The following is a 25187-nucleotide window of genomic DNA, read 5'->3' as shown; positions in this document are numbered from 1 at the left end:
CGATGGCGGGCTGGGGTAGGACGCAGGAGTAGAAACGTGCACGCCGGGATGCCGTGGGCGCGGCGACAGCGCGGTTCAGAGGGCGCAAGCATTTGCAGGCAAGCTCACTACCGCACGGTCGTCGTCGGTGCCCCGCCCCTTGCGGCGTCGACTGACCCTTCACCGTGTCCTGGAGCCGCTGGCGCCTCACGTCTGGCGGCGTTGACGGCGCCCTCGCCTTGCTCAGCAATGGGCGGCGCAGCGTCTTGCGGGCCAATATTGCCGTCGTCCAGCGGCGCCTGCGTACCGATCGCGAGCCGCCGCACGGCCCAGGTCGCCCCGCCCCGGTGCTTGCGCCGCACGAGTGCATTTTTCAATACCGAGGCGCCGACACCGCCTGCCAGGCCCAGCAGACAAGCCAGTACGAGCATGACCGGCAAGCCGAGCGTGACCGACTGCAACGGTATCTGGGCCCGGTCGACAACGCGCACGTTGACGTGATTGGACAGCATCAATGCATCGAGCTTGTGGCGTGTATTGAGCAGCTCAAAACTCATCTGGCTGTGCGCCAGCTTGTCACGATTAACCGCCAGTATTTCTTGCTGGGCTGCGCCAAAGCCCTTGCGCCTGGCCTCGATATCGGCCAGGTCACCGCGGATCGAGGCAATGTGCCGCGTCACGACCAGCATATCGGGATGCCGATCCCCAACGCGGCCCGACAATGCGATTTTCTGCTGCTCCTTCGCCGTGAGTTCGGCCTGCAGCACCAGCGATTGCTGGGCCAGGATACGTGCGTCCTCGCTCAGGTCGGACGCACCGTGCTGTTGCAGGAGTTCGTCAAGCCTGGCATCGAGTTCATGAATGCGGCGTTGCGCTTGCGCGACTTGCTGGTCGTAGAACACCAGCTGGTTCTTCACCTCGTCGTTTTTTTGGGTAGTCTGCTGCTGGATATACTGGTCGCCGATTTCATTGAGGATCCGGCTGACCAGCTCGGGCCTGGCGCCCTGCAGCGACACGCCGATCACATTCGACAGCCGGCCCTTCTCGGCGATCGCCAATGACCGTTGCAGCCTGTCCACCGCCTGCCCCTGGCGACTTCGATACAGTGTGAACGCCGCGCCCGGTCTGGCGTGAATTTGGGCGACCAGGATGTCCAGCGGCCCCGCAAGCAACCTGGCGTGCAGCCGCTGGCCAACCTTGCCGTGCAGCCGGATGCCCGCCTCTTGCTGGCTGAGCGTATAGCTATCCGGGCCGCTGACGACCAGATGGAAGGGCTGGTCCAGCAGCGCATCAGGCACATTGAAGGTGTCCACCCGCACCTGCTCGTTTCCCCATACATAGCCGCCGACGCCGAACAGGCCGGGCTCCGACAACCCTGGATTCCTGCGCGCGATGAAGGCGCCCACGACGGGAAACAGGGTCGGCTCGACGGCGATATCGAGGTGCAGGGCATTCACGACCCGCGCCAGGATCGAGCGCGAACGCAGGATCTCGATTTCGGTAATGGCCGGGGTTTCTGTCTGCACGTCGGCCGACGGCGGCGCGTTGCGCGTGATCTGGATCAGGATGTTCGATTCATAGACCGGCTTCACACTGAGTGCAACGGCAATGGCGAAGATCGCGATCGCGCACCCCACGGCTGCGATCAGCCAGCCGTTGCGCAGCACGTGCCGGACCCTGAGCAGCGCCGAGGACTCCGTGCCCTCTCTGCTGCGCCGCGACAGCGGCGTGGCCATTGGCTGCAGAGCGCGTTTCATGCCTGGCCCGTATCTGCCTGGCGGCAGCGCGCGCTGCAAGCATGCAGCGCATCGGCAAATTGCCTGGCCACCGACCCCGCCGCCACCGACTGTGCGCACATCAGGTACAAGCGTGAGCCGTGATGGCGCGCGCCCGCCAGCGGCAAGGCGCGCAGGTGCCGGGCGTCGAGCGCCTGTTGTACCTGGAACCTGGGCAACCACGCATAGCCCACGCCCTGCCGCAGGATACCGATGGCCCGCTCAGGATTGCACACACGCCAGGAACCGGGATGAGGCAGCACCGCCTCGCCCATGCCGGCGCCGCCACCCTGTTGCGCCGGGGCGATGACGATTTGAGAATGCGTGTTGAGCTCATCATGCGTGATGTCGCGCTTGCCCAAAAACAGCGGATGGGCGGGATGCGCCACGGCGATATGCTCGACCTCGAACAGAAAACTGGCGGCAAAGCCCGGCACCGGCTGCGCGCCGATGACGATGTCGGCCTCGCCCGCATGCAGCACGCGCCGCGCGCCGTCGGGCGTGACTTCGCTGACGCTCAGGCGCAGATCGTGCAGCGACGGCGAGCACTGCCGCACGGCCTGGATCAGCAGGTCGGATGGAAAGCCGGGGTCCATCGCCACGCGGATGTCCGGACCGCAGCCATGGCGCAGCGTGTCGGCCAGCACCTCGAGCGCGTTGGCCTGCCTGACCAATTCGCGCGACCTTTCCAGTAAACATTGGCCAGCGGCGGTGATCTGCGCTTTGCGCCCTTTCAGTTCCAGTAGCGCGACGCCCAGTTGCTCTTGCAGCTTGGCAACGGCATGGCTGACGGTCGACTGGGTCACGTGCAATTGATCGGCGGCGCCATCGAAACCATCGAACTCAATTACCGCGTGAAACATGTTCCATTGCTTGAGACTGATACGCGGTGTCCTGGTTTTACAAGACTGAACAGCGCCAGATGGCGATCTGGCGTCATGATCGATTACATGCGCGATATCCGGCAGAATATCCAATGGTTCAAACAGTTTCATGGCGTATCCCACTTACATTATCCGTGCAGATATTTAATTGAGAAAAGCTTCAAAACATCCCGCGCGTATGCGCAATACCATTGGATGATATGCAGGACCTCCCGATTGGATTCTGCGTGCCGTCAATGCATCGGAATAGCGAAAAAAAATCAGGATAACTGAATCCGACAGCAGGCATTGCACCTGCCGAATATACAAAAAGAAATTCCCTATTAAATATAGTATTTAAACTATTTTAATAGGGAATCAGTATTACCAGCAGCGACCGACGACAGCCCCCTGCCATCGGCGAACCGCCATCAAGCGCCAGCCAGCACCGACAGATCCACCACGGCCAGGCCGCCCAGATCCTGCTCGGTATTGCCGGCGAACGCCGCGCGGCTCGCCGTGCCGTTCTTCAGATACTTCTGCACCACCGCCTTGACCTGCGCCTGCGTACAGCCGAGCACACCCTGACGGAAACGCTCGCGCGTGGCCATGTCGGTGCCACGCCGGTACATGCGCCAGCCCAGGCGCACCGCATCCCATGGGGCTTCCGGCTTGTCGAGCTTCTTGATGACGCCGATGATGGCTTCTTCAACCTGCTCGTCGCTGTAGTCGGACGCCAGGATGGTGTCGACTGCCGCGTCGAAATCGCGGTAGGTGGCCGCCAGGCGCGGGTCGCGGAACGAGGCCATCGAGAACACACCCGAATCACCTGCATACGAGGCGCTGCCGCCATACGCGCCACCCGCTTCGCGCAGCGCCGTGTGCAGCACCTGGTTGGTGAACAGCTCGGCAGCCACGCTCAGGGCGCCGGCGTCATCGTCGTGCGACATCGGCACTGCCCATGCGATATTGCAGTGATTGACCTGGCCTGCCGCGTGCAGCGCGACATTCGCCGGGGCTTGTGGCGCGGCTTCTGCAGCCTCGCCAGGTGCCACAGCTGCACCCGTGGTGGCGCCGGACGTGGGCCAGGCCGCCGCCAGCAGGCGCGCCAGGTCATGGCCATCGTCGCCACTACCGGCGCACAAGATGCTCGGGCGCTGCGCCACGATGGCAGCGTGGATGCGCGCCAGTTCAGCCGCGACCTGCGCCACGCCTTCCGGCGTTGCGGCCAGGGTTTTCAGGCGCGCGTTGAATGCCAGCGCCGTCGGTCCGGCAATGGCGTCCTGGAAGCGCCGCACCTGCGCCAGCGGCGCGCTCACGGCCATGGACGCATAGTGGCTGCCGGCCTGCGCCAGATCGTCCAGCGTGTTTTCTACCTTGCGCTCGAGCAGATAACGCAGGCGCACGGCCTCGTCGAAACGTGGTCGGGCCATGTAGGCGTCGAGCACCGCGACGATGTTGGCATGCTCCTCGCGCAGGGCGTTGGCCGATACCGTCAGGTCAATGCGCAGCGCGCCGTCCGGCATCTGGAACGGCTGCAGGTCGAAGCCAAATGACGGCACCATGCGCTGGCGCCAGGCGCCGGCATCGGCGTAGTCCTGTCCCTCCAGGCCGAGATCGTCGCGCAGCTGCGTGTACAGCGCCAGCCATGGCCAGTCGGCGGCCGGGATGGCCGACACGTCATACACGATGCTGGCCGACGAAATGCCGTTCGAACCGATGCTGAACGCGTGGATGTCGTCGGCGGTCGGTGCAAACGCGGGCAAGGCGCGCGGCTGCGTGCTCACGTCGCCGGGCCGGATGCGCGGCAGCACCTGCGAATCGAACGCTGTTTTCTGGTGCGCTTCGAGGGCCACGGTATCGGCCGCGATGCGCGCGCGGTCGGCGTCGGTCAGCTGGGCCGAGGCCTGCGCCAGGCGCGCGCTTTCCACGGCGTCACGGTCAGAAAAATAGGCGGCGTCCGGCACGATGGTCGAGACCAGGCGGCCAGGCGACGTCAACAGGTTACGCACGAGCGATTTGAAGTAGGCGGGATCGGCGATATCGCTTTCCATCGCCTGCAGGATCGCATCGCTGTCGAAGGCAGTCACGACGTCGCCGTCGCGCATCGCGACCGGCAGCGCGATCAAGAGGCGCTCGAGCACATTCGGCATGCTGCCACTGCGGGTGTTGCGCTGCTGGTATTTCAGGTCGCGCAGCGCAGCCTGCAGCGTGGCGTGCTCCACGCCCTGCTCGGCCACCTGCTCCAGCGTGGCCCAGATCAGCGCTTCGGCCATGGGTGCCTGGGCTTCGGTGAGGCCTTCCATGCCGACATGGAACAGCATCTGGCGGGCGCTATCGTCATGGCCATTGAAGCCCGACGGCCGGCCGTAACCCGCCGTCTCCATCGCCTTCATCAACGGTGCGGCGGCGTCGCCCAGCAGGCCGGCCGACAGCAGGCTCGCTTCAAACGCCACTTTCGGGATCGCCGACTCGCCCATCAGCCACGTCATTTGCAGCCCGAATTCGTTGTCGCGGCCCTGCTGCGACGGAATGCGCACGGTATTGCGCTGCGGCGCCGCGAAGGCGCTGGCCAGTTGCGGGACGCGCCGCGCCGAGACATCGATCTGACGCGCCAGCACGCGCTCGGCGATGCGGGCCTGGACCGCAGCAGCAGGCAATGGCCCGGCCGTCATGAAGACCGCCTGCGACGGATGGTAATGGCTGGCGTGGAAGTCCTTGAGCATCTGGTGCGTGAGCTCGGGAATGGCCAGCGGATCGCCGCCCGAATCGACCTCGTAGGTGGTGCCGGTCAGGATCGTCGAGGTCAGGCCCTTGTACAGCGCGTGGCCCGGGTCGGCGAACGCACCCTTCATTTCATTGAAGACCACGCCCTGGTAACCCAGCACGCCATCGGTGAGCGTGTAGCGCCAGCCCTCTTGCAGGAAGTTCAGGTAGTCGAGCTTCGGGAAGAAGGCGGCGTCGAGGTACACGTCGAGCAGGTTGTAGAAATCGTTTTCGTCGGTGCTGACGAACGGATACACGGTGCGGTCGGCATAGGTGAACGCATTCATGAAGGTCGCGGTGGAGCGGCGCAGCATGGCAAAGAACGGATCGCGCACCGGATAGCGCTGCGAGCCGCACAGCGCCAGGTGTTCGAGGATGTGCGCGCGGCCATCGCTGGCGTCGGGCACGGTGGGGAAGCCCACCAGGAACGCCATGTCGGCGCCGCTGGTGGTCAGGTGGATGTGGCGCGCGCCGGACGCCGGCGCGACATACTCTTCCATCGTGGCCTGGAGTGCAGGAATGGCGTGACTGCGGAGGTGCTCGAAATGACTCATGTACGGTTCTTTCAGAATATGGCAATGGTCGTGGTGGGCCATGAAGACGTTCGACGACGGCATGACGACCACAATGCCCTGAAATTCTACCCCGTGCCGGGCACACGCGTCGGCGCCGCCCAAACCAGGGTGACAGACTCATCAATATACAAAAATATATTTTGTTTTTCGATATAGTGTGATTCAATGGAGTCTGACGAAAGCGATACCATGAACCATTCAGAACCACTGAACCTGCTTGAGATGCAAGCCGCCGCCGTGCGCGCCTGCGCGTTGCTGAAGACGCTGGCCAACCCGGACCGGCTACTGCTGCTGTGCCAACTGACCCAGGCCGAATACTGCGTCAGCGAGCTGGCAGCGGCGTCGGGCATTGCCCAGCCCACCCTCTCGCAACAACTGGGCGTGCTGCGCGAAGAGCGCCTGGTCACGACCCGGCGCGACGGCAAGCAGATCTATTACAGCCTGGCCAGCGACGCGGCCAGCGCCGTGCTGCAGGTCCTGTACCAGCAGTTCTGTGCACAACCGGGAGGCAGCGATGACCGTAAACTGGACTGACTTCACACCCTGGACCGCGCTGGGCGGCGGCCTGCTGATCGGCCTGGCGGCCGCCATGTTCGTGCTGTTCAATGGCCGCATTGCCGGGATCAGCGGCATCCTCGGCGGACTGCTGCGGCCAACCCCGGGCGAGCTTGGCTGGCGCATCGCGTTTCTGCTCGGCCTGATCGCCGCGCCGCTCGTGTACATGCTGGCCGCCCCGTTGCCCGCCATGCGCATCGATGCCGGCATGGGCACCCTGATCGCCGCCGGCCTGCTGGTCGGCATCGGCACCCGCTACGGCGCCGGCTGCACCAGCGGCCATGGCGTATGCGGCCTGGCACGCGGTTCGGCCCGTTCGCTGGCGGCGACGCTGGCGTTCATGGGCGCGGGCTTCGCGACCGTGTTCATCGTGCGCCATCTACTGACTTGAGGAGAACAGCATGCGCATCCTGATGGCATTGATTACCGGTCTCGTGTTTGGCATCGGCCTGATCGTGGCTGGCATGACCAACCCGGCCAAGGTACTGGGTTTTCTCGACCTGGCCGGCCGCTGGGACCCGTCACTGGCGCTGGTCATGGCCGGTGCGATCCTGGTGGCATTGCCCGCGTTCCGGGTCGATGCCAGGCGCCGGCAATCGCTGCTGGGCGAGCCCATGCAGCTGCCGACCGCCACCCGGATCGACCGCCGGCTGGTGCTGGGCAGCCTCGCCTTCGGCGCCGGCTGGGGGCTGGCCGGTTTCTGTCCTGGTCCGGCGCTGGCTTCGCTCGCGACGGGCGCAGTACAGCCGCTCATTTTCTGCGCCGCCATGCTGGCTGGCATGGGCATCTTTGAACTCATCGAACGGCGCAGGTCCTGATCCACCGTTCACCGGAGGTACCATGATTTTCAAGCAACTTTTCGAGCCGCTGTCGAGCACCTATACCTATCTGCTGGGTGATCCGCAGACCGGCCAGGCCATCCTGATCGACCCGGTGATCGTCAGCATGGAGCGCGACCTTGGCGTCCTGCACGATCTGGGGCTGACACTGGCCTTCACGCTCGACACCCATATTCATGCCGACCACATCACCGCAGCGCTGGCATTGCGCAACGCCACCGGCAGCAAGATCGCCGCGCCCGCGTTCGACAACCTGCCCTGCGCCGATGTCGCAATCGAGGAAGGCCGTCCGTTCGAGGTCGGCGGCATATCCCTGCAGCCGCTGCATACGCCCGGCCATACCGATGGCCATTTTTCCTATCTGCTGGGCGAGCGGGTATTTACCGGCGATGCCCTGCTGATCGATGGCTGCGGTCGCACCGATTTCCAGAACGGGGATGCCGATGCGCTGTATCGCAGCGTGACCGAAAAACTGTTTGCGCTGCCGGATGAGACGCTGGTCTATCCCGCCCACGATTACCAGCAGCGCCATGTTTCCTCAATTGCCCAGGAAAAACAGCGCAACCTGCGACTCGGCGCCGGCAAGACGCTGCAGGAGTTTCGCTCGATCATGGCCGAGCTCGCCCTGCCCTACCCGACCTTCATCGACTATGCCGTGCCGGGCAACCGGGCATGCGGCGTGTGTCCGGCGGATCTGCCCGAACGCCTCGCTCACTATTGCCGGCAAATGGGCGTCAGTCTCCAGGGCTGAAGTCTGCACTGCAATCGTGCTGGTGGCAGCATCGGTCCCATTCGTCTTATCATATGTCTCGCTACGGCCGCCCACGCAAGCCGGCCGGCACACTCCCCGTCAACCTAAAGGAATTCCATGTCCGAAACACTCACCGTCACCACCGCTGAACGCGGCTTCGATTGCTACGTGGCCCGTCCCGACGTCGTCGGCACCTACCCGGTCATCATCGTGCTGCAGGAAATCTTTGGCGTGAACGCCGGCATCCGCAGCATCGCCGACAACTACGCTGCCAAGGGCTATATCGCCGTTGCTCCCGACCTGTTCTGGCGCGAAGAGCCGGGCGTGGATTTGTCGGAAGCAAATGAAGCCGACGTTGCACGCGCGTTCGCACTGTACAAGAGCTACGATTTCGACCATGGCGTGCAGGACATTGCCGCCACCATCAGCGCAGCGCGCACGATGGAAGGCAGCACCGGCAAGGTCGGCGTCACCGGCTACTGCCTGGGCGGCCTGATGACCTACCTGAGCGCGGCGCGCACCGATGGCGACGCGTTCGCGGCCTACTACGGCGGCGGCACCGACAACTACCTGTCCGAAGCAAAGAACATCGGCGCGCCGTTCCTGTACCACCTGGCCGGCGCCGATGAATACATTGGCCCTGAGGCGCAGGAGAAGATCAAGGAAGCGTTCGCCGACAGCACCGACGCCGAGATCCATGTCTACCCGGGTTGCGACCACGCGTTTGCCCGGCCGGGCGGCGGTCACTACGACCATGACGCGGCCACGCTGGCCAACAGCCGCACCGACGAGTTCTTCGCACGCACGCTGCGCTGATCCGGCGCCTGGCGCCATGATCGTCTGCCGGATCAGGCGCTAAATGAAAAACCGGGAGCTGCTGACAACAGCTTTTCTCACAATCTTCTTTACACGTGGCACGACCAACTGAGGAAGAAAAGCTGGGGTCAGGTCTGACATTTGGACACGGCCTCAGCCTTGCACGAGTCGCGTCCACAGTCTGGGCTTAGATTAGACACTTTGCCCTATCTCCATTTCTCAGGCGACCGCGTTTGAACGAGCCGAGCCTCTTAACTTGATGCAGAGTTGTTTGTTCAAGGACATGATTTCTCACCACCTGAGACCATGCAGTTCGAATATTTGACGGAATGCGCCATTCGCACAAAAGACATCTCGGCCGACGAGGTCATTAAGCACGCGCGGGGCATCTGGAGAAATCAGGACTCTCACCTGTGCAGCCGTCGGTTTGGTATAGATATTTGTGGACGCCGCCAGCCATTTTTGCAGCTCGCGGATCAGATGCGCCTTGTGCAGTGAATCGATCTGGCTATTTGCCATGTTGAGGATGGTTGTAAGCCACGTCCAGGGCTCCCGTCGTGCCAGTGAAAGAGCAAGTGTGTGGTCAGATTTTTCTTCTGCCAGGGCCACCGCTTCGTCCAGAGGGATGTACGCGCCGAAGTCTTCGATTAACACAAGAGCCAGTTGCCGAACCCTGGCAAATTGGCTGGCCAGCACAAATCGCAAGATGTCGTCACGTGCATCGGGCGCCAGACGGGCCCATGACATGACAGCAGCAACCTGCGTCCGGGCGTGCGGCATGACGGTGAACCGTTTGATGATCGCCACATGGTCGCGCGTGCCGCAGGCAGCCAGTGAGGCCAGGCAAATACGCGTTTTGCGCATCGTCAGAACGTCATGCGCAAGGCGGTCGGCATAAAACTGCGCAACCGGATAGCCTCTTTCTTTCAAGTGCCACATCGCTACTTCGCGCACCGAACTTTGCGGATCCAATAGGGCCTGCTCGGCTAAAGCGTCGGCCTGTTCGCCACCAGAATTCAAGGTCTCGCGCAGGGCGGCCGTGCGAACCGCGCCGAAGGGACTTGCCAACCCGATGTTTGCCAGGGTTCTCAGCTCGTTTACTTTCAGTCCCGCTACCAAACGCCAAGCCGCAAGCGACGTGACGAAGTCGGCCCCATTCTCGAGCACGCGCTGCGCCAGCTGGCTCGCATCAAGCAGGGAATGTGTGCTGACAATATTGAAGCACGAGCGCGCCACTTCGCCAGTCCCCGTTACGGCCTCGGCAACCAGGGCATCGGCTCCCACGACATCGACAACGATGGCGTAGTACTGTTCAATCCAGGCGACATGATTCTCGCGCTTTGCGAGTCGCAACCGATCAATGACAGGCAGCGTTTTCAGGATTGCGGCTGGCGGGAGAACCGGCACCAGCGCCAGGAGCGCCGTACGCGCCGCTTGACGCACTTGTGGAACCCAGTCGTTCAATCGCTCCAGGATCGCCTCAAGCAGCGCCGGCGAGCGAAGCTCGGCCGCACGAACCAGCACGTCCTCCCGCATGAATCCGTGATAGTCACGCGACAAATCAACCAATTGAGGAATGGATGCTGTTTTCAACTCATTGCGCATCCCTGCTACCGTTGGCGGACGCGAACCGAAAAGGAAGCGTAATAGTTTGCTCATATTGCTCGCGTAGAATTTGGGACGTTGAATTTTTACGAGGTCAGGCCGGTAGATTTTACGTCGTCCGCGCGTTACGTTGCTCTCCCCAACCAATCGTGACGCAGCGGTAGAGTACCTTACAGGTAACACAAACGAGCTTATTTTACGATCAAGTCCTCCTTCCGCCACCGTCACCACAAGCGCGCGTCAAGAGCCCCCATGCGTGCGGCATGCCCATGAAATTCATGCTGTAATGACAGCGCGTGCCAGTCAGCACGCGCGCCCAGCGTCCATTGCCACTCCACGGAGTCAACATGCTCGAATCGGTCGGCACACCTACTCTTTATCTCTTCTTCACCGCGTTCGTCGTCGTCATGCTGGCCATCGATTTCTTTGGCCTGAAAACGTCGGGCGATCACAAGGTCAGCACGAAAGAAGCGGCCATCTGGTCGCTGATCTGGATCTCGGTGGCACTGGCCTTTGGCGCCTGGTTCTACTGGTATCTCGAAGGCATTGCCGGCCCGGCCGTGGCCAAGGCCAAATCCCTTGAATACCTCACCGGCTACCTGATCGAAAAATCGCTGGCGGTCGACAACGTGTTCGTCTGGATCACCCTCTTCAGCTTCTTCGGCGTGCCGCCCCAATACCAGAAGCGCGTGCTGCTGTATGGGGTGCTGGGCGCCATCGTGCTGCGCGCGATCCTGATTTATCTGGGCGCGCTCCTGCTGGCCCAGTTCCACTGGATCCTCTACATCTTCGGACTGTTCCTGCTTTACACCGGTATCCAGATGCTGATCTCGGCCGACAGCGAACCCGACCTGGCCGACAACAAGGTGCTGAAATGGCTGCGTGGCCACATGCGGATCACCGACGAATACCATGGCGAAAAGTTCTTCATCATGCGCGACGGCCTGCGCTTTGCCACGCCGATGTTCGTGGTGCTGATCATGGTCGAGATCACGGACGTGATCTTCGCGGTCGATTCGATTCCGGCGATCTTCGCCGTCACGAGCGACCCGTTCATCGTGTTCACGTCGAACGTCTTCGCCATTCTCGGCCTGCGCGCGATGTACTTCCTGCTGGCCGACATGGCGGACCGCTTCCACCTGCTCAAATATGGCCTGGCGGGGATCCTGATCTTCATCGGCATCAAGATGCTGCTGCTCGATATCTACAAGATCCCGACCGGCATCGCGCTGGGCGTGGTCGGGGTGATTCTGGCAGGGTCGGCGGTGGCCAGCCTGCTCACCTCCAAACCCGTCCCGAAAACGCCGCCGGGCTGATCACGCGGCGGCGGCAGCGGCGAAGCGCACCTCGTGCAGCAGCGACTTGATCTCGGGGATGCACGAGCCGCAGTTGCCGCCCGCCTTCAGGCAGGCCGTTACCTGCCCGGGCGTCTGCAAGTCCCCGGCCCGGATTGCGGCGCAGATCGTGTTGCGGCCAACGCCGAAACACGAGCAGACCGTCGGCCCGGGATCGGGCCCGGCTTGCACGGCGCGGCCGGCCAGCAGCGTGGCCCGCTCGCGCGGCCCCAGTTCGGGTGCGGCGAACAGCCCACCCAGCCACGCGCGCGCCGGCAGATCGGGCACGCGCGCCACGAACAGGCAGGCTTCCAGGCGCCCGTCGACCAGCAGCGCCGCGCGCAGCATGCCTGCCGACTGGTCCTGGTACTCGATCCAGTCAGCGTCGGCGTCAGCACCCAGCAACGCGCGCGCCATGTCGGGCGTGACCGGTGCGCGCCCGGCCAGCTCATAGCGAATGAAACCGCTGCCGCGCACCCGCGTCCAGTGCGCGACCACCTCAAGGCTCAGATCGTGCCGGCTCATGATGAAGCCATACCAGGCCACGCCGAACGGCTCGATCCGCACCGGCGTGTGCTTGAATTCGGGCTCGCCCGAGACCGGGTCGACGGCCGCATTGACCAGCGCCCCCACCCGCGCATCGGACGCGGTCTGCCCATTCCAGTGAATTGGCACGAAAGCGGCGCCGCGCGCGATACCGCCGCCGTGCGCCACGCGCGCGACCATCGCGCCCCAGCGTGAGCTGATGCGGGCCAGCTCGCCCTCGCGCACACCGGCCAGCAACGCATCGTGCGGGTGCAGGTCGACGAAGGGCTCGGCCGCGTGGCCGGCCAGGCGCGGCGACTTGCCGGTGCGCGTCATCGTGTGCCATTGGTCGCGCAGGCGGCCCGTGTTGAGCACCAGCGGAAATTCACTGCAAGGCACATTGGCCGGTGCGCGCACGCCTGTCGCGATGAAGCGCGCCTTGCCGTCCGGGTAAGAAAAGCCGCCGCTGCCAAACAGACGCGCGGTGCCCTCTCCCGCTGGGTTCAGCGGCCACTGCACCGGTTGCAGTTCGTCATACGCGGCGCGGCGCATGCCCACCAGCGGATCGAGCCTGAAGGCACGGCGGTGGCCATCGTCGTCATTCTTCCAGGCCGACAGGCGCGCGTGTTCGTCGAAGATCGCATGCGCGCTGTCGAAGTCGAACCCGGCGTAGCCCATGCGCTGCGCGACCTCGCATAGCGCGCGCCAGTCGGCACGCGCCTCACCCGGCGCCGGCAAAAAGGCGCGCTGGCGCGAGATGCACCGTTCGGAATTGGTGACCGTACCATCCTTCTCGCCCCAGGCCAGCGCCGGCAGCGCCACATGCGCGTACGGCGCCAGGTCGGTGCTGGCCATGACGTCCGACACCACCACCAGCTCGCAGGCCGCCAGGGCGCGCCGTACCTGGTCGGCGTCCGGCATGCTCACGACCGGATTGGTCGCCATGATCCACACTGCTTTCACGCTGCCCGCTTCGATCGCGCGGAACAGGTCCACGGCCTTGAGGCCCGGCTTGTCGGCGATGCGCGGCGCATCCCAGAACGTGCGCACCGCATCGCGGTGCCCGGCGTTGTCCAGGTCCAGGTGCGCCGCCAGCATATTGGCCAGGCCACCCACTTCGCGCCCGCCCATCGCATTGGGCTGGCCGGTCAGCGAGAACGGCCCCATGCCGGGGCGGCCGATGCGGCCGGTGGCCAGGTGGCAGTTGATGATCGCGTTGACCTTGTCGGTGCCGCTGCTGGACTGGTTCACGCCCATCGAGAATGCGGTGACGACTTTATCGGTGCGGGCAAACAGGTCGTAGAACGCGTGCAGATCGTTCGGATCGAGGCCGCAGACACGCGCCACGTCGTCGCCTGCGTTGGCGACATCGAGCGCCGCCTCCAGGCCGGTCGTGTGCGCTGCGACGTAATCAGCATCGAACGCATCGCTGCGTGCCAGGTGCGCGAGTAAGCCGTTGAACAGCGCCACATCGCTGCCGGGTTTTAAGGCCAGGTGCAGGTCCGCCAGTTCGCAGGTGGCCGTGCGGCGCGGGTCGAGCACGACGATCTGCATGGCGGGCCGCGCTTCCTTGGCGCGCACGATGCGCTGGAACAGCGTCGGATGGCACCAGGCCGCGTTCGAGCCGACCAGCACGATCAGGTCGGCCAATTCAAAATCCTCGTAGCAGCCCGGCACCACGTCTTCGCCGAAGGCGCGCTTGTGGCCGGCCACGGCGGACGACATGCACAGGCGCGAGTTGGTGTCGATGTTGGCGCTGCCGACGTAGCCCTTCATGAACTTGTTGGCGACATAGTAATCCTCGGTCAGGATCTGGCCCGACACGTACAGCGCCACCGCGTCCGGCCCGTGCTCGGCGATGATGCGCGCGAAACCGTCTGCCACGGTATCCAGCGCCTCGTCCCAGCTGGCGCGCGCCAGCACCCCGTTCTGCCGCACGGCCGGATGCAGCAGGCGGCCGTCCAGATCGAGCGTTTCGCCCAGCGCCGACCCTTTCACGCACAGGCGGCCGCGGTTGGCGGCGTGCTCAGGGTCACCTTCGATCGTCGCGCCGCCACCGGGCAGCGCGGTCGCCTTCACGCCGCAGCCGACGCCGCAATAAGGACAGGTAGTACGCACAGCGTGAATCGGAATGGTCATGGGTGCTCTTTCTAGGCGGCCTGCGCGTCGCACAACGCAGGGCCGAACAACAGGCGGTCGCGCAGCGCCGAGATGTCGACGCCGCGCCCGATCAGGTCGAAATACCAGGGGCCGTCGGCCACGTCGCCATACAGCACGGCGCCCGTGAGGCGATTACCATCGAGGACCAGGCGCTTGTACATGCCGGAGCGGCGGTCGCGCAGCACCAGGTCCTGCGTGCCCGGCCCGCCGACGATGTCGCCGGCCGAGTACAGATCGATCCCGGTGACCTTGAGTTTGGTGGCCACGGCCTGCTGCACGTAGCGGCGGTGCCCGAAGCCGGCCAGGTGCGCCGCGCAGACGCGCGCCTGTTCCCAGATCGGCGCGACCAGGCCGAAGGTCGCGCGGCGGTGCTGGACGCACTCGCCCACCGCATACACGCGCGGGTCGTAGCTTTGCAGCGTGTCGTCGACAACGATCGCGCGCTCGACATGCAGGCCGGCCGCGCGCGCCAGCGCCACGTTGGGGCGCACACCGGCCGCCATCACCACCAGATCGGCCGGCAGCGTGACGCCATCGGACAGGCGCACCGATGCCACCTTGCCATCACCCAGAATGGCCTCGGTCTGCACGCCCAGCAGGATGCGCAAGCCGCGCCGCTCGAGTGCGCCCTTGAGCAGCAGCGACGCGTCGCCATCGAGCTGCTGGTTCAGCAGGCTGCCGGTCAGGTGCACGACCGTCACGTCCATCCCACGCCGCAACAGGCCGTTGGCCGCTTCCAGCCCGAGCAGGCCACCGCCGATCACCACCGCGTGCCGGCCGTCGCGCGCCGCCTGCAGCATCGTGTCGACATCATCCAGGTCGCGAAAGCCCACCACGCCCGGCAGATCCGCGCCCGGTACCGGAACGATGAATGGCTGCGAACCGGTGGCCAGCAGCAGGCGGTCATATGCCACTTCCACACCCGATTGCGAGCGCACGATGCGGCGGCGGCGATCGATGGCCACGACCGGGTCGCCCGTGTGCAGCGTGATGCCATGCTCGGCGTACCACGCGCGCGGATGCAGCACGATGTCGTCCTGCGTCTTGTCGCCCGCCAGCACGGGCGAGAGCATGATGCGGTTGTAGTTCACGTGCGGCTCGGCGCCGAACACGGTGATGTCGTACATGCCAGGGGCCAGCGCGAGCAGTTCCTCGACCGTGCGCATCCCGGCCATGCCGTTGCCGACCACCACCAGCGCGGGCCTGTGCGTGGTATTCATGCGGCGACCCAGACGACGGCGCCATCGATCCGGGCCGGGTAGCTCGCCACCGACTGCGCCGGCGCTTCCAGGCACTCGCCGCTGGCCAGGTCGAAGTGCTGCTTGTAGATGGGCGAGGCCACGACGATGCGCTCGCCGATGCTGCCCACCAGCCCGCGCGAGAGCACGGCGGCCTGCGAATTCGGATCGTAGTTATCGATGGCGAACACGCGTGGCTCAAGGTCGCCGATGCGGAACACGGCCACCTGGCGGCCATTCAGCAGCGCGCACACGCCGGTGTCGGGGACGATCTCGTCGAGCCGGCACACAGCCGTCCAGTTGGCAAGTTGGGTGTCACGATGCATGGTCATTCTCCTCAAGCCACGGCGATGGGAATCGTGCGGCGGCGTTCATCGAACGTGGCCGGGCGCACCTGGCCGCGCTCGGGCACGAACACCACGTTGCTGTCCGGTTCCGCGCTGTTGACGAAGTGGCGGAAGCGGCTGCGCACGGCCGGATTGGTGATCGCTTCCTTCCATTCGCACGCGTAGGTGTCGACCACGTGCTGCATCTGCGCTTCGAGTTCGTCGCCGATGCCCAGGCTGTCCTCGACCACCACCTGGCGCAGATACTCCAGGCCCCCTTCGAGGTTTTCGCGCCAGGTCGACGTGCGCTGCAAGCGTTCGGCCGTGCGTACGTAGAACATCAGGAAGCGGTCGGTCAGGCGCACGACCTCGGCCTCGGTCAGGTTCGATGCGATCAGCTCCGCGTGACGCGGCTTCATGCCGCCGTTGCCGCACACGTACAGGTTCCAGCCCTTGTCGGTGGCGATCAGGCCCACGTCCTTGCCCTGCGCCTCGGCGCATTCGCGGGTGCAGCCCGACACGCCAAACTTGATCTTGTGCGGTGCGCGCAAACCCTTGTAGCGGTTTTCCAGTTCGATGGCAAAGCCCACGCTGTCGCCCACGCCATAGCGGCACCAGGTCGAGCCGACGCACGATTTCACCGTGCGCAGCGACTTGCCGTAGGCGTGGCCCGACTCGAAGCCGGCGTCGATCAGCTCTTCCCAGATCGCCGGCAGCTGGTCCACGCGCGCGCCGAACAGGTCGACCCGCTGTCCGCCCGTGATCTTGGTGTACAGGCCGTACTTCTTGGCGACCATGCCCACCGCGATCAAGCCGTCGGCGGTCACTTCGCCGCCCGCCATGCGCGGTATGACCGAGTAGGTGCCGTCCTTCTGGATGTTGCCGAGGAAGTAGTCGTTCGAATCCTGCAGGCTGGCGTGCTTCGGTTTGAGCACGAAATCGTTCCACACCGAGGCCAGGATATTCGCGGCGGTCGGCTTGCAGACGTCGCAGCCAAGGCCCTTGCCGTGGCGCGCCAGCAGTTCGCCGAACTCCTTGATGCCTTCCACGCGCACCAGGTGGTACAGCTCCTGGCGCGAGTAAGCAAAGTGTTCGCACAGGTGGTTGTTGACGGCCACGCCCAGTTTTTTCAGTTCGGCGTTCAGCACCTGCGTCACCAGCGGCACGCAGCCACCGCAGGCCGTACCGGCCGTCGTGCAGCTTTTCAGCGCGCCGATCGTGGTGGCGCCGCCGGCCACCGCCTCGCACAGCGCGCCCTTCGAGATGTCGTTGCACGAGCAGACCTGCGCCGTGGCTGGCAGCTTGTCCACGCCCAGCGCAGGCCGCACCGTGTTGCCGCTCTCCGGCAGGATCAGGTATTCGGGCGCTTCGGGCAGCTCGATCTTGTTGAGCATTGTCTGCAGCAGCGCGCCGTACGATGCGGCGTCGCCCACCAGCACGCCGCCGAGCAGGTACTTGCCACAGCTCGAGACAACGATCTTGCGGTAGGTCTGGCGCCGCTCATCCAGGAACTGGTAGCTGCGGCTGCCCGGCGTGACACCATGCGCGTCGCCCAGGCTGGCCACGTCCACGCCCATCAGCTTGAGCTTCGTGCTCATGTCGGCGCCTGCAAAACCGCATTCGGCGCCCAGCACATGGCGCGCGGCGGTGCGCGCCATGTCGTAGCCCGGCGCCACCAGGCCAAACAGCTGGCCGCTCCACAGCGCGCATTCGCCGATCGCGTAGACGTGCGGGTCGGACGTCAGGCACTGGCCGTCGATGACGATGCCGCCGCGCGCGCCCAGCTCAAGGCCGGCCTGGCGCGCCAGTTCATCGCGCGGGCGGATGCCGGCCGAGAACACGATCATGTCGGTGTCCAGACTCGTGCCGTCGGCGAACTGCATGCGGTGGGTGGTCTCGTCGCCATCGACGATGGCCAGCGTGTTCTTGCCGGTGTGGACGCCGACACCCAGTTCTTCGATGCGGGTGCGCAGCACGCGCGCGCCCGCATCGTCGACCTGCACCGCCATCAGGCGCGGCGCAAATTCGACGACGTGCGCCTGCAGGCCCAGGTCGCGCAGCGCCTTGGCGCACTCCAGGCCCAGCAGCCCGCCGCCGATGACGACGCCGATGCGCTGGCGCGTGCCGTCGCCGCGGGCGGCGCATTCCTTCATCTTCTCGAGGTCTTCGATCGTGCGGTACACGAAGCAGTCCTCGCGCTCGGCCCCCGGCACCGGCGGCACGAACGGGTACGAGCCGGTGGCCAGCACCAGGCGATCGTAGGAGACAGTGCTGCCGTCGCCCAGCAGCACCGATTGCGCAGCGCGGTCGATGGCGACCACCTTCGCGTTCAGGCGCAGCACGACGCGCTCGGCCAGCTCGGCGCGTTCGAAGTAGCCCGGCGCGACCAGCGACAGGTCATCCGCGCTCTTCCCGGCAAAGAATTCCGACAGGTGCACGCGGTCGTAGGCCGGGCGCGGCTCTTCGCCCAGCACCGTGACCCGCAGCGGTGTCGCCGGGTCCTGCATGCTGCTGGCAGCGAGCGTTTCGAGGAATTTGTGGCCCACCATTCCGTGGCCGATGACGACGATATGCATGACGTTCTCCTTTATGCTGCAACGGTTGCGGACGGGACGCGGGACGTACTGCCGAAGCGCGCGCCAAGCGCGCACAGGCTGGCCACCAGCACCAGGCCGCTCAGGATCGTGAGCGTGCTCTGGATGTCACCCGTGCCTTTCATCAGGAAGCCCGCGGCGACGGCGCCGACATTGCCACCGGCGCCAACGATGCCGGCCACACCGCCCAGCGCCCTGGGCGCCACGAAGGGCACCAGCGCGTAGGTCGCGCCGCAGGCCATGTGCGTGAACAGGCCAAATACCAGCATCGCGACCACGGCGAACACGACGCCGTCGGCCTGCGCGAACCACAACAGGCCGAGCGCTTCGCCGATCATCAGCACGAACAACATGGTCACGCGGCGATTGACGTCACCGCCCCTGGCAGCGCGGTCCGACAGCCAGCCGCCCAGCGCGCGGGCGAACAGCGCCAGGAGGCCGAAACTGCCAGCGGCCATGCCGGCCTGGCCCAGGGTCAGGTCGAAGTGATCGACGTAGTAGACGGCGGCGATGTTGTGGATGAAGATCTCGATGCCGAAGCAGGCGCCGTAGGTGACGAACAGCAGCCAGGCGCGGTGGTTGCGGCAGCCTTCGGTGAAACTGGCCCAGCCGCCCTTGCCGGCGCTGGCCGGCAGGTCGCCGGTCTTGCGCAGGTCGTCGTAATTACCGGCCGGGCAATCCTGCGTGTAGCGCCAGTAAACAAAGGCCATGATGATCATCATGACGCCCGGGACCACCAGCGCCACGCGCCAGCTCATCGACTGGCTCACGCCCAGCATCACGACGGCCGTGAGCAGCAGCGGCATCAGCGCCTGCGCTGCGCCGCCGCCGGCATTGCCCCAACCGGCCGCAGCCGCGTTGGCGGTGCCGACCACCTTCGGCGAGAACATCACCGACGTGTGGTACTGGGTGATGACGAAGCTGGCGCCGACCGCGCCGATACCCAGGCGCGCCAGCAGGAAGGTTTCGTAGCTCTGCGCCATGGCCACGCCCAGCACGGGAATCGCGCCAATCAGCAGCAGGCCCGTATAGGTCTTGCGCGGGCCGTAGCGGTCGCACAGAGGCCCGACCAGCAGGCGGACAAAAATTGTGATCGCCACCGCCGCGATATTGATGTTGGCGATCTGCTCCATCGAGAGGCCGAACTCGCCTTTGATGACGGGCATCAGCGGCGCGCAGGCGAACCACGCGAAGAAGCAAATGAAGAAGGCCACCCAGGTCAGGTGGAAGGCGCGCATTGGCGCGCCCTGGAACGAGAAAAGATTGATGTTGTCTGCTTTGCCGGTCATGATTTTCGTCCTTGGAAAACAAAAAGGCGTCCGCGCTGCTGCCTGGGGCAGAAGCGGCGCACGCCGTTGTCCTGGTGCCGGCCCGTCGTTGGGCTGGCGTTATATGAAGGAGATCGTCATTGATCCTATGCTCTGTATCAGCAAGAGGCGTGCCAAGCGCGGTTCAGGGCATGGCCGGCAACCGGCGCCTGCTCGACGCTGCATTGCGGTGCACCATTCCCCAAGATGATGCACCCGAATGCACCGCGATTGGCGTCAAGCCGGTGCGAGGTCTTGAGCGAAAGCGTGCGGATCGCTGCCATCCCAGACCCGCCCATCCATCAGCGTGGACGTGCGCAGCGTGGCGGCAGGCAGTGGCGTGCCGGTGCGCTCGGCCGCTTCGCGATACAGGTCGATGCGGTTGACCTGCTGCGCCAGCGCCAGGTAATCGGGACCGGTATCGGGATCGGTACGGAGCAAGCCCCAGCGGCGGTGCTGTGTCATGAACCACATGCCGTCGGACAGCCACGGAAAGTTCGCTTCGCCGTCCCCGTAGAAGCGCAGGCCGTTATGGCCACGCCAGGCCGCGCCTTCGTCCGCGCCGGCCAGGCAATACTGCAGCGTCTCGCGGCTGGCATTCACATACGCAGGACTGGCCAGCACCTCGGCCGCCGCTTCGCGGTTGGCGCGCGAGGCGTCGAGCCAGCGCGCGGCCTGCAGCAGCGCGGCGATCATCGCGCGGCAGGCATTCGGGTGGGTGGCGGCAAAGGCAGCGCGCGTGCCCAGCGCCTTGCCGGGATGGTTCGGCCATACCTGCTCGCTCGACGCGGCCTGCACGCCCACGCCGTCGCGCAGCGCGCGCTGGCCCCACGGCTCGCCCGCACAAAAGCCATCCATATGGCCGGCCGCCAGGCTGGCCGCCATCTGCCCCGGCGGCACCGTCACCACCCGGCAGTCTTTCATCGGATCGACGCCCTGCGCCGCCAGCCAGTAATACAGGAACATCGCGTGATTCCCGGTCGGGAACGTGTGCGCGAGCGTCAGGTGCTGCCCGGCCTGCACCAGGCGCGCCAGCCCGCCCGGTTCTGCTGCCGCGTCGGCCCAGGTGCGCGAAAGCGTGATGTTCTGGCCATTCTGGTTCAGGTTCATCAAGACCGCCATGTCGCACTGGCCGGTGCCGATGCCGTTCTGGATCCCGTACACCATGCCGTACAGCGCCTGCGCCGCATCGAGCTGCCCGCCCACCAGGTGCTCGCGCATGCCGGTCCAGGATTGTTCGCGGCTCAGTGCAAAGCGCACGCCGTACAGTTCATCGAAGCCCAGCACCGACGCCATCACCAGCGGCGCGCAGTCGGCCAGCGGCATGAAGCCGATGCGGATGGTCTCGATCTCGGGACGGTCGGTACCGGCGATCCATGCGCCCTTGCCTGCCAATGTCATAGGTCTCCTGATGTTCTTCTTCGATGCCGGGCGCTCAGCCCAGCAGGTCTTCCACGTCGATCAAGCGCTGCGCGACGTCGACCAGCTTCATGTTCTTGTTCATGGCCAGGCTGCGCAGGCGCTGGTAGGCCTGGTCTTCGGTCAGCTGGTAGCGCGTCATCAACATGCCCTTGGCGCGGTCGAGCACCTTGCGCTCGGCCAGCTTTTGCCGGGTGTCGCTCAATTCGTCGAGCAATCGCTGCTCGCGCCGGAAGCGCGCCAGCGCGACGTCGAGCACCGGCTTGACGCGCTCGGCCTGCAGGCCGGCCACGATGTACGCCGACACGCCCGCTTCCAGTGCGGCATCCATGCTGGCCGGCGCGTCGTCTTCGGTAAACAGCACGATGGGCCGGCGCGCGTCGCGGGTGGCGATCACGATGTGTTCGAGCACGTCGCGCGCGTCCGACTCGCTGTCGAGGATGATCAGGTCGGGCTGCAACTGCGCGATGCGCTCGGGCAGGAACACGTCGGCCGGCAGCGATGCAACCAGATCGTAGCCCGATTCGAGCAGGCCAATGCGCAGCGCGGTGCTGCGCCGGGTCTGCGCTGCCTGGGCCGCGTCGGGGTCGGTGCCGGGTGCCGTTGCGGACAGCACGACAACAATGCGCAAATGTGGGGTTGTTGTGTCTCGCGGTTTCATGCCGTTTTTGCATGCAAGAATCGTACCTTGTTGCCACATTGCATCGAATCCTTGCCCTTCTTATGCGTGTATCCACTGTCGAGATATGCGTCAAGCGCATATCTTTCCAGTGAGCAACGAAACAATTATTCGTTTTGTGAATCGCTGGAATCACGAATGAAAAGTTTTCTTATGACTCGATGACTCTTATACTGCAACGCAACATGACAGTATTTAACCAGGAGCGCAACATGACTGCAGCTATCCAGCAAACCAATTTCTTCGCAGCGGCCATCGCCGCCATCCGTAGTTTCTCGCAAGATCTGTACATCGCCCACGGCGGTTACGCTCCATCGGTGCGGGGTTAATCATGCATCCACTCGAATACCTGACCATCGCCCTAGCCGTGCTGACCGTTGCCGCCCGCGTCTCGATGTACCTGCCACGCCCGCCAAAAGGCCCGTTCAAGGCAATGTAAGCAACAGGGCACACGCCCAGTCAAGGCAGAATAAACCGCCTGTTTTACCGAGCGCCGGCCGTATTGACATACTGCCGGCGTTTGTATTTATAGTAAAAAAACCTTATCCGATCTGCGCGCCGTGGCAAGTGGCTGCGCTAGAATGCATTCGCATTTCTGGCCAGAAAGCCCTTCTTTCACTTACCACATACCCATGCGCACACCTGCACTCACCCTCTTTGCGGCCTCGTTCGCGGCCTCGCTGGCATCGTTCGCACTGCCGGCAGCAGCAGCACCGACACCCATCACCCTCGACCAGGCCATGAGCCATCCCGACTGGATCGGCACGCCGGTGGAAGACGCCTGGTTCAGCTGGGACAGCAAGCAGGTGTACTACAAGCAGAAGCGCACCGGCTCGCCCGTGCGTGACACGTTCCAGGCTGGCGCGAACGCCGGCAAGGCGCAGATGGTGAGCGACGCCGAGCTGACGAAGATCGACAGCGCCGACGTGGTCTACAACCGCAACAACACGCGCATGCTGGTCATCCGCAACAACGACCTGTTCGAGCGCGACCTGAAATCGGGCCAACTGGTGCAGGTCACGCGCGGCGCGAGCCGCATCGGCAACGCGCAGTACGCGGCCGACGAGCGCTCGGTGCAGTACCGCATCGGCACCGACTGGTATGTGTGGGACCGCGTGACCCGGGTTACCGGCCCGGCCGCGCTGCCGCGCGCGGCGAAGGACCCGAACGCCCCCGAAGACGACGCCTACCGCGCGACCGAGCTGCGCCTGATCGAGCACCTCAAGCGCCAGAAGGATGACCGCGACGCGCTGCGCGCCCGCAACGACGAACTGCGCCGCGTCGATGCCTCGATGGCGCCAACGCCCGTCTACCTGGGCGACAAGGTCACGCTGGAGGCAAGTTCGCTGTCGCCGGACGGCCGCTGGCTGCTGGTCGTCACCGCCGCCAAGGGCGCCGACAAGGGCCGCGTGGGCAAGATGCCGCGCTACGTGAACGAATCGGGTTACGAAGAAACGGAAGACGTGCGCACGCGCGTGGGCCGCAATATGCCGCCAGCGCACTCGCTGAAACTGGTCGACCTGCGCACCAATACCGTCAAGGACATCGGCTTCGACACCCTTCCGGGCATCACCGTCGATCCGCTGGCCGCGCTGCGCGCTGCTGCCAAGAAGGATCCCCTCAAGGGCAACCGGCCGGTGGTCGTCTCGGGTGGCCGCAACGCGATCGACTGGAGCAGCAACGGCGCCAACGTCGCCGTGATGCTGCGCTCGGTCGACAACAAGGACCGCTGGATCGCCAGCGTCGACCTGCGTGACGCCAAGCTGAAACCCCTGAACCGCGTGACCGATGGCGCCTGGGTCAATTACGACAACGCCGAATTCGGCTGGCTGCCGGATAACCGCACGCTGTGGTACCTGTCGGAAGAATCGGGCTACTCGCACCTGTACACGCAGGACAGCATGGGATCGGGTGCGCCACGCGCGCTGACCTCGGGCAAATGGGAAGCCAGCGACGTGCGCTGGAACGCGGACGGCAGCACCGCCTACATGCTGTGCAACCACGAAGCACCGGGCGACTACGAAGTCTGCGCCGTGAGCGCCAGGGGCGGTGCGGTGCGCGAAGTGACGAAGCTCGACGGCGTCGAACGCTTCAACCTGTCGCCGGACCAGAACAAGCTGCTGGTGCACTGGTCGTCGAGCTATACGCCGATCCAGATCGCGACCGTGCCCGTCTCGGGCGGCGCCGCCACCAAACTGACCGATACCCGCACGCCGGACTTCAAGGCGCGTGAATGGATCGAGCCGCAGTACGTGGCCGTGCCATCGAGCGCCGGCGGCGATCCGGTGCATGCCAAGCTGTATCGGCCTGCGCAGCTCGAAGCCGGCAAGACCTACCCGGTCGTGATGTTCGTGCACGGCGCCGGCTACCTGCAGAACGTCAGCAAGCGTTATCCGGTCTACTTCCGCGAGCAGATGTTCCACAACCTGCTGGTACAGCAGGGGTACATCGTGCTGGACATGGATTACCGCGCCTCGAAAGGCTATGGCGCCAAATGGCGTACCGCGATCTACCGCCAGATGGGCCACCCGGAACTGGACGACTACCTCGACGGCGTGAAATACCTGGTCGGCCAGCAGCAGGGCGACGCCAACAATATCGGCGTCTATGGCGGCAGCTACGGCGGCTTCATGACCTTCATGGCCCTGATGCGCGCACCGGACGTGTTCAAGGCCGGCGCCGCGCTGCGCCCCGTGACCGACTGGACCAGCTACAACCACGAGTACACGGCCAACATCCTCAACACGCCGGACATCGACCCGGAAGCATATAAAAAATCGTCGCCGATCGAGTACGCGCAGAACCTCAAGGGCCACCTGCTGATCTCGCACGGCATGATCGACGATAACGTGCTGTACCAGGACTCGGTGCGCATGGCGCAGCGCCTGATCGAGATGAAGAAGGACCACTGGGAAATGGCGAGCTACCCGCTCGAGCGCCATGGCTATGTGCAGCCGGAAGCGTGGTACGACCAGTACCGCCGGATCTATCAGCTGTTCGAGCGCTCGCTCAAGCAGAAGTAATCCACACGCCGGCAACCGCTGCGCATACCCTGTTTGCATAGGCATTACAGGATGTAAG

Annotated in this window: 18 protein-coding genes; 7 read left to right on the top strand and 11 right to left on the bottom strand. The window is 64.8% G+C overall.

Going from position 1 to position 25187, the window contains the following annotated elements; genetic code table 11:
• Positions 1-107 precede the first annotated feature (107 nt).
• The 3 genes from IFU00_14210 to IFU00_14200 all read right to left on the bottom strand — a co-directional run bounded on the left by IFU00_14210 (position 108) and on the right by IFU00_14200 (position 5937).
• Positions 108-1736: a hypothetical protein gene (locus tag IFU00_14210; GenBank protein ID MBD8543436.1), complete on the bottom strand. Its 1629-nt coding sequence runs from the start codon at positions 1734-1736 to the stop codon at positions 108-110.
• On the bottom strand, positions 1733-2617 hold the full coding sequence (locus IFU00_14205) for a LysR family transcriptional regulator (GenBank protein MBD8543435.1): 885 nt from the start codon (positions 2615-2617) through the stop codon (positions 1733-1735). Before IFU00_14205 ends, IFU00_14210 begins: the two co-directional genes overlap by 4 nt.
• A 431-nt stretch (positions 2618-3048) precedes the next feature.
• On the bottom strand, positions 3049-5937 hold the full coding sequence (locus tag IFU00_14200) for an insulinase family protein (GenBank protein MBD8543434.1): 2889 nt from the start codon (positions 5935-5937) through the stop codon (positions 3049-3051).
• 243 nt (positions 5938-6180) lie between these two features.
• Here IFU00_14200 and IFU00_14195 point away from each other — a divergent pair, with 243 nt between their 5' ends.
• The 5 genes from IFU00_14195 to IFU00_14175 all read left to right on the top strand — a co-directional run bounded on the left by IFU00_14195 (position 6181) and on the right by IFU00_14175 (position 8919).
• Positions 6181-6492 carry a helix-turn-helix transcriptional regulator gene (locus IFU00_14195; protein ID MBD8543433.1) on the top strand — a complete coding sequence of 104 codons (312 nt, stop codon included), beginning with the start codon at positions 6181-6183 and terminating at the stop codon, positions 6490-6492.
• A complete protein-coding gene (locus IFU00_14190) occupies positions 6473-6904 on the top strand; it encodes a YeeE/YedE family protein (GenBank protein MBD8543432.1) in 432 nt (143 codons plus the stop codon). The genes IFU00_14195 and IFU00_14190 overlap by 20 nt, the downstream gene beginning before the upstream one ends.
• Positions 6905-6914: 10 nt before the next feature.
• A complete protein-coding gene (locus IFU00_14185) occupies positions 6915-7331 on the top strand; it encodes a YeeE/YedE family protein (protein MBD8543431.1) in 417 nt (138 codons plus the stop codon).
• A 22-nt stretch (positions 7332-7353) separates the two neighbouring features.
• Positions 7354-8103: an MBL fold metallo-hydrolase gene (locus IFU00_14180; GenBank protein MBD8543430.1), complete on the top strand. Its 750-nt coding sequence runs from the start codon at positions 7354-7356 to the stop codon at positions 8101-8103.
• Between the two features lie 117 nt (positions 8104-8220).
• On the top strand, positions 8221-8919 hold the full coding sequence (locus IFU00_14175) for a dienelactone hydrolase family protein (GenBank protein ID MBD8543429.1): 699 nt from the start codon (positions 8221-8223) through the stop codon (positions 8917-8919).
• 291 nt (positions 8920-9210) lie between these two features.
• Here the strand turns inward: IFU00_14175 and IFU00_14170 are convergent, their stop codons facing one another.
• Positions 9211-10578 carry a hypothetical protein gene (locus IFU00_14170; GenBank protein ID MBD8543428.1) on the bottom strand — a complete coding sequence of 456 codons (1368 nt, stop codon included), beginning with the start codon at positions 10576-10578 and terminating at the stop codon, positions 9211-9213.
• A 293-nt stretch (positions 10579-10871) separates the two neighbouring features.
• On the opposite strand from IFU00_14170, the gene IFU00_14165 reads away from it, so the two are divergent.
• Positions 10872-11840, top strand: a complete 969-nt coding sequence (locus tag IFU00_14165) for a TerC family protein (protein MBD8543427.1) — start codon at positions 10872-10874, stop codon at positions 11838-11840.
• Here IFU00_14165 and IFU00_14160 read toward each other — a convergent pair whose 3' ends face one another.
• The 7 genes from IFU00_14160 to IFU00_14130 all read right to left on the bottom strand — a co-directional run bounded on the left by IFU00_14160 (position 11841) and on the right by IFU00_14130 (position 22088).
• Positions 11841-14522, bottom strand: coding sequence for a molybdopterin-dependent oxidoreductase (locus tag IFU00_14160; GenBank protein MBD8543426.1), 2682 nt, complete (start codon positions 14520-14522; stop codon positions 11841-11843).
• Positions 14523-14533: 11 nt separating this feature from the next.
• A complete protein-coding gene (locus IFU00_14155; protein MBD8543425.1) occupies positions 14534-15763 on the bottom strand; it encodes an NAD(P)/FAD-dependent oxidoreductase in 1230 nt (409 codons plus the stop codon).
• On the bottom strand, positions 15760-16107 hold the full coding sequence (gene nirD / locus IFU00_14150) for a nitrite reductase small subunit NirD (GenBank protein ID MBD8543424.1): 348 nt from the start codon (positions 16105-16107) through the stop codon (positions 15760-15762). The genes IFU00_14155 and nirD overlap by 4 nt, the downstream gene beginning before the upstream one ends.
• A gap of 11 nt (positions 16108-16118) precedes the next feature.
• Positions 16119-18683, bottom strand: coding sequence for a nitrite reductase large subunit (gene nirB / locus IFU00_14145; GenBank protein MBD8543423.1), 2565 nt, complete (start codon positions 18681-18683; stop codon positions 16119-16121).
• An 11-nt stretch (positions 18684-18694) separates the two neighbouring features.
• On the bottom strand, positions 18695-19990 hold the full coding sequence (locus IFU00_14140; protein ID MBD8543422.1) for an MFS transporter: 1296 nt from the start codon (positions 19988-19990) through the stop codon (positions 18695-18697).
• Positions 19991-20245: 255 nt separating this feature from the next.
• Positions 20246-21409 (bottom strand): ABC transporter substrate-binding protein, encoded by a 1164-nt coding sequence (locus tag IFU00_14135; GenBank protein ID MBD8543421.1) that lies wholly within the window; start codon positions 21407-21409, stop codon positions 20246-20248.
• A 34-nt stretch (positions 21410-21443) separates the two neighbouring features.
• The gene (locus IFU00_14130) at positions 21444-22088 is read right to left on the bottom strand and encodes an ANTAR domain-containing protein (protein MBD8543420.1); all 645 of its coding nucleotides are present in this window, start codon (positions 22086-22088) and stop codon (positions 21444-21446) included.
• A gap of 650 nt (positions 22089-22738) precedes the next feature.
• On the opposite strand from IFU00_14130, the gene IFU00_14125 reads away from it, so the two are divergent.
• The gene (locus IFU00_14125) at positions 22739-25129 is read left to right on the top strand and encodes a S9 family peptidase (protein ID MBD8543419.1); all 2391 of its coding nucleotides are present in this window, start codon (positions 22739-22741) and stop codon (positions 25127-25129) included.
• Positions 25130-25187 lie beyond the last annotated feature (58 nt).

The sequence above is a fragment of the Oxalobacteraceae sp. CFBP 8761 genome (assembly GCA_014841595.1).
In the GTDB taxonomy this organism is placed as follows: Bacteria; Pseudomonadota; Gammaproteobacteria; order Burkholderiales; family Burkholderiaceae_D; genus Telluria.
Note: the sequence above shows the minus strand (reverse complement) of the source record. Positions and strands in the feature narration are given on the sequence as shown.

Bases quoted from the DNA above. Each gene is read 5' to 3' on its own strand.
- IFU00_14210 (MBD8543436.1), bottom strand. From the start codon at position 1,736: ATGAAACGCGCTCTGCAGCCAATGGCCACGCCGCTGTCGCGGCGCAGC.
- IFU00_14205 (MBD8543435.1), bottom strand. From the start codon at position 2,617: ATGTTTCACGCGGTAATTGAGTTCGATGGTTTCGATGGCGCCGCCGAT.
- IFU00_14200 (MBD8543434.1), bottom strand. From the start codon at position 5,937: ATGAGTCATTTCGAGCACCTCCGCAGTCACGCCATTCCTGCACTCCAG.
- IFU00_14195 (MBD8543433.1), top strand. From the start codon at position 6,181: ATGCAAGCCGCCGCCGTGCGCGCCTGCGCGTTGCTGAAGACGCTGGCC.
- IFU00_14190 (MBD8543432.1), top strand. From the start codon at position 6,473: ATGACCGTAAACTGGACTGACTTCACACCCTGGACCGCGCTGGGCGGC.
- IFU00_14185 (MBD8543431.1), top strand. From the start codon at position 6,915: ATGCGCATCCTGATGGCATTGATTACCGGTCTCGTGTTTGGCATCGGC.
- IFU00_14180 (MBD8543430.1), top strand. From the start codon at position 7,354: ATGATTTTCAAGCAACTTTTCGAGCCGCTGTCGAGCACCTATACCTAT.
- IFU00_14175 (MBD8543429.1), top strand. From the start codon at position 8,221: ATGTCCGAAACACTCACCGTCACCACCGCTGAACGCGGCTTCGATTGC.
- IFU00_14170 (MBD8543428.1), bottom strand. From the start codon at position 10,578: ATGAGCAAACTATTACGCTTCCTTTTCGGTTCGCGTCCGCCAACGGTA.
- IFU00_14165 (MBD8543427.1), top strand. From the start codon at position 10,872: ATGCTCGAATCGGTCGGCACACCTACTCTTTATCTCTTCTTCACCGCG.
- IFU00_14160 (MBD8543426.1), bottom strand. From the start codon at position 14,522: ATGACCATTCCGATTCACGCTGTGCGTACTACCTGTCCTTATTGCGGC.
- IFU00_14155 (MBD8543425.1), bottom strand. From the start codon at position 15,763: ATGAATACCACGCACAGGCCCGCGCTGGTGGTGGTCGGCAACGGCATG.
- nirD (MBD8543424.1), bottom strand. From the start codon at position 16,107: ATGCATCGTGACACCCAACTTGCCAACTGGACGGCTGTGTGCCGGCTC.
- nirB (MBD8543423.1), bottom strand. From the start codon at position 18,683: ATGCATATCGTCGTCATCGGCCACGGAATGGTGGGCCACAAATTCCTC.
- IFU00_14140 (MBD8543422.1), bottom strand. From the start codon at position 19,990: ATGACCGGCAAAGCAGACAACATCAATCTTTTCTCGTTCCAGGGCGCG.
- IFU00_14135 (MBD8543421.1), bottom strand. From the start codon at position 21,409: ATGACATTGGCAGGCAAGGGCGCATGGATCGCCGGTACCGACCGTCCC.
- IFU00_14130 (MBD8543420.1), bottom strand. From the start codon at position 22,088: ATGAAACCGCGAGACACAACAACCCCACATTTGCGCATTGTTGTCGTG.
- IFU00_14125 (MBD8543419.1), top strand. From the start codon at position 22,739: ATGCGCACACCTGCACTCACCCTCTTTGCGGCCTCGTTCGCGGCCTCG.